The 12,130-nt window shown below is 67.6% G+C and carries 12 protein-coding genes; 4 read left to right on the top strand and 8 right to left on the bottom strand.

Annotation, left to right across the window (positions count from 1 at the left end; all coding sequences use genetic code 11):
* Positions 1-81: 81 nt before the first annotated feature.
* Positions 82-2,679 carry a type I DNA topoisomerase gene (gene topA / locus A7X12_RS07110; protein ID WP_064310967.1) on the bottom strand — a complete coding sequence of 866 codons (2,598 nt, stop codon included), beginning with the start codon at positions 2,677-2,679 and terminating at the stop codon, positions 82-84.
* Positions 2,680-2,823: 144 nt separating this feature from the next.
* Here topA and A7X12_RS07105 point away from each other — a divergent pair, with 144 nt between their 5' ends.
* Entirely contained in the window at positions 2,824-3,222 is a 399-nt protein-coding gene (locus tag A7X12_RS07105) for a hypothetical protein (protein WP_064310966.1), read from the top strand.
* A gap of 44 nt (positions 3,223-3,266) precedes the next feature.
* Here the strand turns inward: A7X12_RS07105 and yghU are convergent, their stop codons facing one another.
* Both yghU and A7X12_RS07095 read right to left on the bottom strand, forming a co-directional pair.
* The gene (yghU, locus tag A7X12_RS07100; RefSeq protein WP_064310965.1) at positions 3,267-4,172 is read right to left on the bottom strand and encodes a glutathione-dependent disulfide-bond oxidoreductase; all 906 of its coding nucleotides are present in this window, start codon (positions 4,170-4,172) and stop codon (positions 3,267-3,269) included.
* A 130-nt stretch (positions 4,173-4,302) separates the two neighbouring features.
* Positions 4,303-4,911: an outer membrane protein gene (locus A7X12_RS07095; RefSeq protein ID WP_064310964.1), complete on the bottom strand. Its 609-nt coding sequence runs from the start codon at positions 4,909-4,911 to the stop codon at positions 4,303-4,305.
* A gap of 195 nt (positions 4,912-5,106) precedes the next feature.
* Here A7X12_RS07095 and A7X12_RS07090 point away from each other — a divergent pair, with 195 nt between their 5' ends.
* Positions 5,107-6,489 carry a hypothetical protein gene (locus A7X12_RS07090; protein ID WP_157105524.1) on the top strand — a complete coding sequence of 461 codons (1,383 nt, stop codon included), beginning with the start codon at positions 5,107-5,109 and terminating at the stop codon, positions 6,487-6,489.
* 76 nt (positions 6,490-6,565) lie between these two features.
* Here A7X12_RS07090 and A7X12_RS07085 read toward each other — a convergent pair whose 3' ends face one another.
* From A7X12_RS07085 to plsY, 3 genes are all read right to left on the bottom strand, one after another.
* The gene (locus A7X12_RS07085; protein WP_064310963.1) at positions 6,566-6,988 is read right to left on the bottom strand and encodes a hypothetical protein; all 423 of its coding nucleotides are present in this window, start codon (positions 6,986-6,988) and stop codon (positions 6,566-6,568) included.
* Positions 6,989-7,209: 221 nt separating this feature from the next.
* Positions 7,210-8,289: a DNA-processing protein DprA gene (dprA, locus tag A7X12_RS07080; protein WP_064310962.1), complete on the bottom strand. Its 1,080-nt coding sequence runs from the start codon at positions 8,287-8,289 to the stop codon at positions 7,210-7,212.
* Positions 8,282-8,866, bottom strand: a complete 585-nt coding sequence (gene plsY, locus A7X12_RS07075) for a glycerol-3-phosphate 1-O-acyltransferase PlsY (protein ID WP_064310961.1) — start codon at positions 8,864-8,866, stop codon at positions 8,282-8,284. The genes dprA and plsY overlap by 8 nt, the downstream gene beginning before the upstream one ends.
* A 139-nt stretch (positions 8,867-9,005) precedes the next feature.
* Between plsY and murI the strand changes: the two genes are divergently transcribed.
* Entirely contained in the window at positions 9,006-9,803 is a 798-nt protein-coding gene (gene murI / locus A7X12_RS07070; RefSeq protein ID WP_064310960.1) for a glutamate racemase, read from the top strand.
* Positions 9,804-9,806: 3 nt separating this feature from the next.
* Here murI and A7X12_RS25425 read toward each other — a convergent pair whose 3' ends face one another.
* Complete coding sequence (locus A7X12_RS25425; RefSeq protein ID WP_157105523.1) at positions 9,807-9,977, bottom strand: hypothetical protein; 171 nt, start codon at positions 9,975-9,977, stop codon at positions 9,807-9,809.
* Between the two features lie 297 nt (positions 9,978-10,274).
* Here A7X12_RS25425 and hemA point away from each other — a divergent pair, with 297 nt between their 5' ends.
* Positions 10,275-11,519, top strand: a complete 1,245-nt coding sequence (hemA, locus tag A7X12_RS07065) for a 5-aminolevulinate synthase (RefSeq protein ID WP_064310959.1) — start codon at positions 10,275-10,277, stop codon at positions 11,517-11,519.
* A gap of 6 nt (positions 11,520-11,525) precedes the next feature.
* On the opposite strand, the gene A7X12_RS07060 is transcribed toward hemA, so the two are convergent.
* Positions 11,526-12,089 (bottom strand): Uma2 family endonuclease, encoded by a 564-nt coding sequence (locus tag A7X12_RS07060; RefSeq protein WP_064310958.1) that lies wholly within the window; start codon positions 12,087-12,089, stop codon positions 11,526-11,528.
* Between the last annotated feature and the right edge of the window lie 41 nt (positions 12,090-12,130).

Below are 12,130 nucleotides of genomic sequence, written 5' to 3'. Positions count from 1 at the left end.
CCTCAGCGCCTCGGCTCCTGCCATAGCGTAGTGGCGAATGGATCCCGACTTTCGTCGGGATGACGGCTAACAGGCCGGCCCTTACTCCGCCGCCTTCTTCTTCGCGGGCGCCTTCTTCGCGGCAGGCTTCTTGGCCGCGCTGGCCTTCTCGCCCGCCGCCGCCTTGGCCGCAGGCTTCTTCGCCGCGGCCTTCTTGGCCGGCGCCTTCTTCTTCGCCTTCCCCTTGGCCGGCCCCTGCGCCGCCTTGGCGTCGATCAGCTGGGCGGCCTCCTCCAGCGTCAGCGCGTCCTTGTCGATCGTCTTGGGCAGCGTCGCGTTGGTCTCGCCGTCGGTGAGATAGGCGCCGTAGCGGCCTTCCATCAGCTTGATCTCGGCCTCGGTGCGCGGATGCTTGCCGAACACCTTGAGCGGCTCGCGCGCCGCACCCCGCGCCGGGCGACCACCACCCGCCGCCGCTTCGGCCAGCTTGACGACCGCCGCGTTCATGCCGGTCTCGAACACCTCGGCGGTGGACTGGAGCCGCGCATATTTGCCGTCATGCGCCAGATACGGCCCGTAGCGCCCGATCGAGGCGGTAATCGGGTTGCCCGTCTCCGGATGGTTGCCGATCGTGCGCGGCAGCTTGAGCAGCTTCAACGCCCATTCCAGGTCGAGATCGACGTCCTTGGGGATCGAGGCGCGCGCCGCATCCTTGCCCTCGCCGAGCTGGATATACGGCCCGAACCGGCCCGACTTGCGCTCGACATTGAGCCCCGTCTCGGGGTCCTGGCCCAACACTTCGGGCCCGGTGTCCTCGCTCCCCTCGCCGCCCGGCTGGCCGAAGCGACGCGTGTACTTGCACTCGGGATAGTTGGAGCAGGCCACGAAGGCGCCGAACCGACCGCCGCGCAAGGCCAGCTTGCCCACGCCGCAATTCGGGCAAAGCCGCGGATCGCTGCCGTCCGCCTTGGCGGGGAACAGGTAGGGCTCCAGGAACTGGTCGAGCGCCGCGGTGATGTCGGAGGGCTTCTGCTCCATCACCTCGGTGGTGCGCGGCTTGAAGTCGCGCCAGAAGGCCTCCAGCACCGCCTGCCACGCCGCGCGGCCGCCGGAGACGTCGTCCAGCTCCTCCTCCAGCTCGGCGGTAAAGTCGAACGAGACGTATTTCTCGAAGAAGCGCTCGAGGAACGCGGTCAGCAGACGGCCGCTCTCCTCGGCGAAGAAGCGGTTCTTCTCCACCCGCACATAGGCGCGGTCCTTGAGCACCTGGATGATCGAGGCATAGGTCGACGGCCGGCCGATGCCGAGCTCTTCCAGCCGCTTGACCAGCGAGGCTTCGGAGAAGCGCGGCGGCGGCTGGGTGAAGTGCTGCTCGGCGTTGACCGCCTTCTTGGCCGGCGAGGCGCCCTCGGACATGCGCGGCAGGCGGCGGCTGTCCTCGTCGCCCTCGTCGTCCTTGCCCTCTTCGTACAGCGCGAGATAGCCGGGGAACAGCACCACCTGACCGGTGGCGCGCAGGCCGTGCTGGCCGGTGCCGTCCGCCAGATCGACAGTGGTGCGCTCCATACGGGCCGACGCCATCTGGCTGGCGAGCGCGCGCTTCCAGATCAGATCGTACAGCTTGGCATGGTCGCCCGAGCCAGCGCGGTCCTTGCCGAAATCGGTCGGGCGGATCGCCTCGTGCGCTTCCTGGGCGTTCTTCGCCTTGGTCTGGTACTGGCGCGGCTTGTCCGGCACGTAGCTGCCGTCATAGCGATCGGCCACCGCCTTGCGCGCCGCCTGGATCGCCGAGGGGTCCATCTGGACGCCGTCGGTACGCATATAGGTGATCGCGCCGTCCTCGTAGAGCGCCTGCGCGATCCGCATCGTGTGGCTGGCCGAGAAGCCGAGCTTGCGCGCCGCCTCCTGCTGCAGCGTCGACGTCGTGAAGGGCGGCGGCGGGTTGCGCATCGCCGGCTTGGTCTCGACCGAGACCACCGTGAAGCGGCCTTCCTCGACTGCCTTCTTGGCGGCCTCGGCGCTGCCCTGGTCGCCGATCGACAGGCGGTCGAGCTTCTCGCCCTTCCACTTGACGAGGCGCGCCTGGAACGGCGTGCCGTCCGATTCCATCTCGGCGATGACCGACCAATATTCCTGCGCGACGAAGCTCTCGATCTCGCGCTCGCGCCCGACGATCAGCCGCAGCGCCACCGACTGGACGCGGCCGGCCGACTTGGCGCCGGGCAGCTTGCGCCACAAGACCGGCGATAGGGTGAAGCCGACGAGATAATCGAGCGCGCGGCGGGCGCGATAGGCGTCGATCAGGTCGGTATCCAGCTCGCGCGGATGCTGCATCGCGTGGAGGATCGCCGGCTTGGTGATCGCGTTGAAGGTGACGCGCTCGACCTCCTTGGGGAGCGCCTTCTTCAGCCGCAGCACTTCCTGCACGTGCCAGCTGATCGCCTCGCCCTCGCGATCAGGGTCGGTCGCGAGGATCAGTCGGTCGGCCTTCTTCGCCTCGTCGGCGATCGCCTTCAGCTGCTTCGACTTGTCGGCATAGGTCTCCCACTCCATCGCGAACGATTCGTCCGGGTTCACCGAACCGTCGCGGGCGGGCAGATCGCGGACATGGCCATAGCTGGCCAGCACGCGATAATCCTTGCCGAGATATTTCTCGATGGTCTTCGCCTTGGCGGGCGACTCTACGATGACAAGCTGCATGGGATCCGTGAATTTCCTTACGCGTACGCGTGTAAGGTGGGGACAGGGGCAAAGGCCCGTCAAGCGGCGCGGTTCTACAGCGTCACGCCCGCGACACAATGGGGGTCAAGGTTACGCCTGCTCAACGAAGCAGGGAGGATTACGATGCGATACGTGATTCAGATGGCGCTCGGCACTGCCGCGCTGCTGGTTTCCACGCAGGCGTTTGCACAGGAAAGCCCGTGCCCCAGCGGCGAACTGACGCGAGTTCGCCTTTCCAAACTCAAGCCGGGTGCATCGATGGCCGATTTCCGCGCGGCAGTTGCCGCGCATGTTGACTGGTACAAGACGCATGGCTTCAAGATCGATCAGCGGGTGGCCCCGGTGCTGGTCGCCGGCCCGGATGGCAAGCCGACCGAGTCGCGCGAAGAGGTGATGACCTTCGCAACCGGCGACTATGTGCCGCGTGACAAGCAGGACGCAGGCTGGGCCGCCTATGTCGCCAAATATCGCGCGATTTCCGACATGGTCGTCGAAAAAGGCGTCTGCATGCCCACCAAGTGATCGCATGCCGCTCCCCCAACCCGATACCGGGAGAGCGGCATGGGTCAGGCGGGCTGCGCCGCCCGCATCCGCTCCAGCACCACGTCGATGTCCTTTGCGTCATGCCGCTCGGGGACGCGCTGGTCTTCCGGCCCCACCCCGCGGTTGACCAGCCGGCCGCGCTGTACCGGCGCGCGATCGGCGATCTCGGCGGCCCAGCGCAGCAGGTTCGGATATTCCCGCGCGTTCAGGAACACGTCCGCCCCCGCATAGATCTCGCCGCGCGCAACCGCGCCATACCAGGGGAAGATCGCCATGTCGGCGATCGTATAGTCGTCGCCCACCAGGTAGCGGTTGCCCGCCAGATGGGTGTCGAGCACATGCAGCTGACGCTTGGCCTCCATCGCGTAGCGATCGATCGCATACTGGATCTTGATCGGGGCATAGGAGAAGAAATGGCCGAAGCCGCCGCCCAGGAACGGCGCGGAGCCCATCTGCCACATCAGCCAGCTCAGCGTCTGCGCGCGCTTGGCGGCGTCGGTCGGCAGGAACGCCCCGAACTTCTCCGCCAGATGGAGCATCATCGCGCCGCTCTCGAAGATCGGCAGCGCGGGACTGAGCGAATGGTCGACCATCGCCGGGATCTTCGAGTTCGGGTTGATCGCGACGAAGCCGCTGCCGAACTGGTCGCCCTCGCCGATATTGATCTTCCAGGCGTCATATTCCGCGCCCGCATGGCCCGCGGCGAGCAGTTCCTCGAGCAGGATCGTCACCTTCTGCCCATTGGGCGTGCCGAGCGAATAGAGCTGGATCGGGTGCGTGCCGACCGGCAGTTCCTTCTCGTGCGTCGCGCCGGAAGTGGGCCGATTGATGTTGGCGAACTGGCCACCATTGCCCGGCGCCCATTCCCACACCTGGGGCGGCACATAGCCGGCGGGAAGGTTGTTCGCGGGATCGGGTGCGTCGGCCATGCGGGTGTCTCCTCGGGAGGGTCTTGCCCGCGGCATGTAGGAGGCGGCGCGGGACTTGCCAGCCCCATGCACGACAAAGGGCCGGGCGCAGCCATCGCCACGCCCGGCCCTGTTCAGGACTGCGCTACGCTTACTTGAAACGCAGACCCACGCCGGCCATCACGCGCTGACGCGCGGTATGGTCGTTATACTGCGAATAGACATACTGGACGTTGGCATAGAGCGGCATGCGCGTGCCCTCGCCGGTCAGCGAATATTCGACGCCACCGCCGACCTGGTAGCCGTCGGTGTTGAAGTGGTTGTAGTAGCCGCCGGTCGGCGTATCGAGACGCTTGCGCTGCTCGTTGTTCACATAGCCGCCCTTGGCGAAGATCAGCAGCTGCGGAGTGGCGAGCACGCCCGCGCGAACCGCGGCGCCATATTCGTCGAACGACTTGTGGCAGACGGTGCCGCCGCTGGCGCCCGAGCAATTCTCGCTCCAGTCGCTGGCGCGCCAGTAGCTGCCCTCGGCACCGATCACGATGCGATCGCCGATCTGGCCGTCGAAGCCGATGGTGCCGCCATAGCCGAACTTGTCGTTATGGTTGCCCTGCGACTGGAAGCGATCGCCACCGGCATTGGCTTCGATACGGATCCCGCGGAAGCTGGTGCCGTTGCTGCTGGTGGCGGTGTCCTGGGCCTGGGCGGCCGTGGCGGTGAAACCGAGTGCCGCAATGGCGACGATGAACGCTGAACGCATACGTAAACATCCCTTGGATTGGAGGGTCTTTGACACCCCGGTAACCCGCCAGCGGGCAAAGGTTTCCGCGCCGCGGCATAAACTCGGAAACCGTGGCAATGATGCAACACTATGCAGATGTGGCGCGCAGATGCGGAATTCCCCCGTGGGCGCGGCGCGCTTGCGGCGCGTGCGCGGAGGCTGCAAAGGCGCGCCATGCGCCCACCGTCCCCCAAGATCGCACTCCTGCGCCCCTGGCTGATCGCACTGGCCGCGGTGGTGCTCTGCTACCTGCTCGCGCAGGTTCCACGGGAGGTGCACCCGCTCGATCTCACCTTCAACTCGATGCTCGATCACCTGCTCCACGGCCGGTTCGACGTCGATCCGGCGATCGTCGGGCGCGAAGGCTTTGTGGTGCAGGGCCGGGTGGTCGCCTATTGGGGGATACTGCCGGCGCTGCTGCGCCTGCCGATGACGCTGTTCCCCGGCTGGCGCACGCTCGATTTCACCATCGGTTCCTGCCTCGTCGCCCTGGCCGGCATGGCCGCGACCAAGCTCTGGACGCTGCGGCTGATCCGCAGCGAACGTCCCGACCTTCCGGCATGGCTCGGCCGCGCGATGCTCGCGGTGCTGCTCCTTTCGGGCGCGCAGGTCTGTTTCCTGCGATTCAGCCTTTATCAGGAGGTATGTCTCTGGGCTGCGCTCTGGGGCGCGCTGTTCGTCGCGGCGGCGATCCACGCACAGCTGCGCGGGCTGGGCCGCGGCGCGCTGGCGGTAATGGCGGCCACCGCCGGCCTCGCGATGCTGACGCGCGTTTCGCTGGGCATCGGGCTGGTCGCCGCGTTCGGCGGCGTACTGCTGGTGGAGGGCATTCGCAGCCGCCATGACCTGCGCAGCTGGGTCGCGATGTTCCTGAAGCCCGCCTTGCTGCTGGCGCTGCTGGGCGCGGTGACCGCGCTGGTCAATGCCGCCCGCTGGGGCAGCCCGTTCACCTTCGCCGACTATCACCAGTATATCTACAATGCCTGGTATCCCGATCGGGTCGTGCGGATGGCCGAGCAGGGACTCTTCAACCTGCACCGGGTGCCGTTCGGCCTCGTCTATTACTTTGCGCCGGTCTGGGTGCTGCGCGGCGGGAACGGCCAGTTGCTGCTCGATGCGATGCGCACCCGGTGGATCGACGCCGCCGAACTGCCGCCGAGCAGCTTCCTGCTGACCGATCCGCTCCTGCTGCTGCTCGGCGGGATCGCGATCCTCGGCTGGACGCGGCGGGCTGCCGCGGATCGCGCGCGCAACGTCGCCGTCGCGCTCGGGCTGGCGGTCCCCGCGCTGCTGATGCTGTGCGCGGTGAGCATGAACTTCCGCTACCGGCTGGACTTCTATCCGCTGTTCGAGTTCCTCGCCTTTTCCGGCCTCGTCCTTGTCGGCCAAGGCGCGAAGGCGCCGGGGCCGCGCCGGACCGCGCTGCTGGCGGTCATCTCGATCCTCGCCTCCATCCTGGTGGGGGCGGCCTATCTGGTCGGCCGGCTGGGGCCCGGCCAACTGCTGATCGGCGACGGAATAGGCACCTATTATCTCCAGGCCTTTGGACTTCGCTAGGTCGTAGATCCGTCACGCCGGCCGGCGGCATGCGCCCCACAAGCAGCCCGCAGTGCGCGGGACCGTACCGGTCGCGCTATCGCGGGCGAGCCGCGCTGCGCCGGAACAGTGAGGCGCCACCATCCGCGTCGGGAAACAGGATGTGGTTCGGACGCGGAAGCCTATCGAGACGCAGCGGCCGTGGCGGCCTGTTCCCGGCAGTCTCAATGCCGGTGTTCAGGGTACCGATGAACCTGTCGGGGAGCAGGTAGGGCCCCTTTTGATCCCGCAAGACGACATAGCCCGCAAGACGGGTATCGTCCGCGTACAGGTTGCCGTCGCGCAGGGTGATGCTCCCGCAGCAATCACTGGCGAAGTCGCCATCGGTACTGTCACCCGGCAGCGAACGGGTTCGGCTGGCCCAGAGCGATGCCGCCAGCAAGGCCAGGGCCAGCATCGCCGCCGCCAGCACGATCCAGTGACGACGCGTATATGGCGGCAGTAGCGATCGTCCGTCCATCCACCCAACTCCCCCGACACCATATCGGCGCCTCAATCACGACATATGTAGAGATAAGAGTCAACCGCGCGTGTCGATGGGCGGTACGGACCTGACGGTGGCAAACCGGCTGGCTGCGTTATGCCTTCTCCTGGCCGTACGGACGCATGCCCCCAGGCTCGGCAGGTTCGGTTCAGCGCAAGCATCCGGAGCAGCGGTTGCCGCGCCCGCGATCTCGGCGATCAGCGCATCGATACGCGCGCGCCGGCGTGCCGCTCGAGCCGCCCGCCCAGCTCCAGCTCGAGGAGCACCGTCTGGACAACGGCAGGCGGACAGCCCGACTGGCGGATCAGCTCGTCGACCGCCACCGGCACCGGCCCCAGCAGCCCGGCCACGCGCCGGCGGTCGGCGTCTCCGGCATCCTCGGGCGGCATCGCGCCGAAGCGCGCACCCGGCGACCGCACGCTTCGCGAGTCGATCGGCCGCACGGCTTCCCAGATGTCGTCGGCGGACTGTACGAGGATCGCGCCTTCGCGGATCAGCAGGTTGCAGCCCTGCGCACGCGGGTCCAGCGGCGAACCCGGGACCGCCATCACGTCGCGCCCCGCTTCGGCGGCGATGCGCGCGGTGATCAGGCTGCCCGAACGCGGCGCCGCTTCCACCACCACCGTGCCCAGCGACAGCCCCGCGATGATGCGGTTGCGCGCCGGAAAGAAGCGCGCGAGCGGCTCGGTGCCGGGCGGCTGTTCGGTGACGAGCAGCCCCTCGGTGGCGATCCGCTCCTGAAGCTCCGCATTCTCGGGCGGAAAGACGATGTCGATCCCGCTGGCGATCACGCCGACCGTGCCTCCGGCCAGCGCGCCCTGATGCGCCGCCGTGTCGATCCCGCGCGCGAGACCCGAGACGACAGTCGCGCCCTGATCGACCAGCCCGATGGCGAGCTGGCGGGCGAAGCGGCAGGCCGCGGCCGAGGCGTTCCGTGCACCGACCATCGCCACGCAGGGCCGCGCGAGCAGCCCGATATCGCCGCGCAGGATCAGCGCCGGCGGGGCGTTGTCCAGTTCGGCGAGCAACGGCGGATAGTCGGGATCGTCGAGGAACAGGTAGCGCGCGCCCAGGCGCTCGACCGCGGCGATCTCGCGCCGCACCGCGCCGGCCTCGGCAATGTGCGGCGCCCTGCCGCCGCCGCGCGCGGCAAGCATCGGCAGTGCGTCCAGCGCCGCCTCGGCCGAACCGAAGCGGGCGGTGAGCTGGGCATAGGTGACGGGACCGACATTGGCGGAGCGCAGCAGCCTCAGCCGCGGCTCCCGCCGATCAGCCACGCTTGCTGCCGACCCTGGGTTCGGACCCGCTGAGCAGCCGGTCGATATTCTCGCGATGCTTCCACAGCACGATCAGCGCCAGCGCAAGCAGCATCAGCACCAGATCGATGCGGCCGAAGAACGCGGCACTTACCGGCGCGCTCACCGCCGCCGCCATGCCGGAGACGGAGGAGATGCGCACCGTCGCCAGCAGCCCCAGCCACACCGCCGCATAGACCAGCCCAGAGGGCCAGTAGAGCGCCAGCACCACGCCCATCAGCGTCGCCACGCCCTTGCCGCCGCGGAACTTGAGCCACACCGGATAGCAATGGCCGATAAAGGCCGCCGTCGCCGCCAGCGCCGCCGTGCCCGGCAGGAAGGCGGCGGCGAGCAGCACCGCCACCGCGCCCTTGGCCATGTCGAGCAGCAGCGTCGCCGCCGCGAGGCCCTTGCGGCCGGTGCGCAGCACGTTGGTCGCGCCGATATTGCCCGATCCGATCTGGCGCAGGTCCCCCGCCCCTGCGGCGCGCGTGAGCAGCACCCCGAATGGGATCGAACCGAGCAGATAACCGAGCAACAAGGCCCCGGCCGGGGCCATCCATGGAACTTCCGTGGGCAATGCGGCCCCCTTTCGTTCTTCCGTTTAGCCGCATCCCTTACCCAAACGCAATGATCTGCATCAGCGTGCAGGCGGGCGCCATGTTGACGCTGCCGCGCTGCCTCGGCCATGGCGGGGCATGGCCGATCGTCGTCCCGTGCTGTTCTTCGATTCCGGTGTCGGCGGCTTGTCGGTGCTCGGGCCCACCACCGCGCTGCTGCCCCAGGCGCCGCTGGTCTATGTCGCCGATTCGGCAGGCTTCCCCTATGGCACCAAGAGCGAGGCGGAAATCGCCGCGCGGGTGCCCGCGCTGCTCGGCCGGCTGGCGGAGCGCTACGATCCCCGCCTGATCGTGATCGCCTGCAACACCGCCTCGACGATCGCGCTCCAGCATGTCCGCGCCGCGCTCGACCTGCCGATCGTCGGCACCGTGCCCGCGATCAAGCCGGCGGCGGAGACCAGCCGCACCCGCACCATCGGCGTGCTCGGCACCGCGGCGACGGTACGCCAGCCCTATGTCGACGATCTCGCCGCCCGCTTCGCCGGGGACTGCACCGTGCTGCGCCACGGCTCCGCCGCGCTGGTCGAACTCGCCGAGGCCAAGCTGGCGGGCGAGGCGATCGCGCCCGAAGTGATCGCCAACGAACTCGACGGCCTGTTCCACCAGCCGGGCGGCAGCCGCATCGACGTGATCGTCAACGCCTGTACCCATTTCCCGCTGCTGGAACCCGAAATGCGCGCGGTAGCGCCGCCAGGGGTGCAGTTCGTCGATGGCGGCCCCGGCATCGCGCGCCGAGTCGCCTACCTCACCCGCGCGCAGAGCTGGCCTGCCGACCTTCCCCCCGGCCGCGCCGTGTTCACCGCGCGCGACCATCGTGCGGACGCGCTCGCCCCGACCCTTGCCCGCTACGGGCTCAGCCGAATCGAGACGCTGTAAGCTTCAGGCGACGTCGCCGAGCACGGCCTGCGGATCGCGCACCGCGATCTTTGCGGTGTAGCGCTCCGCCATTTCCTGATGCACGCGCCGCGCACTGCTGTCGTCGCACTTGCCCGCGCGCTCACGCTCCTGTCGCGCGCGCCGTTCGAAATATTCGATATCGTTCTTCGCCATGGGCCGCTCTCCGATGCCAAACGGGAGACCGATCGTCTCTCAGCCGCGGACATGCTGGCGCCCCGAGTCGTCCGCGATACGCAGCTTTTACCATATGCGTGGGGCCTGATCGCTGATCTTGCGCAAGATTCGATCACCGACCGCGAGAATCTTCATCGAAGATGCTGCTGCGAAGGCGGCATGCGGGGCCTATCTCCGGCACGCAGGCCACCCTGCCATGCCCCGAGAGCAATCTCGATCCTATACGGTGGTTCACGTGCTGGAATTGCTGAAAACTTAGGCGTAGAGAACGGATCCATGCAGCGCCAAGACGCCCCCGCTCCCGCGATCGACTATACGCGGGTCTTCACCCAGGCCATCGACCGCCTCCATGCCGAGGGGCGCTACCGGGTCTTCATCGACATCCTGCGCAACAAGGGCATGTTCCCCAATGCGCGCTGCTTCGCCGGGCATAACGGGCCGAAGCCGATCACGGTGTGGTGCTCGAACGATTACCTCGCGATGGGGCAGCACCCCAAGGTGATCGCGGCGATGGAAGAGGCGCTGCACGATGTCGGCGCCGGCTCCGGCGGCACCCGCAACATCGGCGGCAACACGCACTACCATATCGATCTCGAGCGCGAGCTTGCCGATCTGCACGGCAAGGAAAATGCGCTGCTGTTCACCTCCGGCTACGTCTCGAACGAAGCGACGCTGGCGACGCTCGCCAAGGTGATGCCGGGCTGCATCATCTATTCGGACGAGCTCAACCACGCCTCGATGATCGCCGGCATCCGCAATTCGGGCTGCGAGAAGCGCGTCTGGCGCCACAATGATGTCGCCCATCTCGAAGAGCTGCTCGCCGCCGACGATCCCTCGGTGCCGAAGCTGATCGCGTTCGAAAGCGTCTATTCGATGGACGCCGATATCGCGCCGATCGCCGCGATCTGCGACCTGGCCGACAAGTACAACGCGCTGACCTATCTCGACGAAGTCCATGCCGTCGGCATGTACGGTCCGCGCGGCGGTGGCATCTCGGACCGCGAGGGGCTCGCGGACCGGCTGACGATCATCGAGGGCACGCTGGGCAAGGCGTTCGGCGTGATGGGCGGCTATATCGCGGCAGACCAGGTAATCATCGACGTGATCCGCAGCTATGCGCCGGGCTTCATCTTCACCACCTCGCTGTCGCCGGTGCTGGTCGCCGGCGCGCTGGCGAGCGTGCGCCACCTGAAGGGCTCCAGCGTCGAGCGCGAGGGCCAGCAGGCCGCCGCCGCGATGCTCAAGCAGCTGATGAACGATGCCGGGCTGCCGGTGCTGCCCTCCACCACGCACATCGTGCCGCTGATGGTCGGCGATCCGGTGAAGGCGAAGAAGATCAGCGACGTGCTGCTCGCCGAGTACGGCGTGTATGTGCAGCCGATCAACTACCCCACCGTGCCGCGCGGTACCGAACGCCTGCGCTTCACCCCCGGCCCGTCGCACGACGAGACGATGATGCGCGAACTGGTGGACGCGCTGGTCGAGATCTGGGGCCGGCTGGAGCTGCGGCTGGCGGCGTAAGCGCCGTCAGTCGATGGTGATCTGGCCGCCGAGGCCGGGCACGTCCATCGGCTGGCCGAACGGCACGATTATGGCGTCGCCATAAGCACTGCCGCTTGCATCCAGCACGAAACAATGGGTCACACGAGCGACGGTGTCGACGACCCAATAAGCCGGAATGCCCGCTCCGCCATATTCCTCGCGCTTTTCGCCGAGATCGCGGCGTTGGGTGGATTCCGCAATTTCAATTCCGAACAGTACGTCCTGCGGCGCGAGCGTCTTCTGTGGACGAACGCCGGGCCGCACCACCGCAATGTCGAAGGCGCGGACCGTATGGTCATCGACGCGCAAGACGACATCGGCCCCAGCCATGGTCTTCGCAGCCTGCAGGAGCGGAAAAAGCAATCCGCTCAGGCGGATGACAAGCTCACCGTGCGACCAGTCGGCCGGCATCATCTTTTCGATTTCCCCCCGGACCAACTCCGCCCGCATATCCACGAACGCCCCCCGTTCGAGCATGTGGAGGAAATCGTCCGCCGTGAACGGCGACGCCCACTCCTTATTGGATGCGACGCGGACCTGCTGGTTCATGCCGCACAATGTAGCATGGCTGGCACTTCCGAGGCGATAGC

The sequence above is a fragment of the Sphingomonas sp. TDK1 genome (genome assembly GCF_001650735.1).
GTDB lineage: Bacteria > Pseudomonadota > Alphaproteobacteria > Sphingomonadales > Sphingomonadaceae > Sphingomonas.
This window is presented reverse-complemented; position numbering and strand designations above follow the sequence as displayed.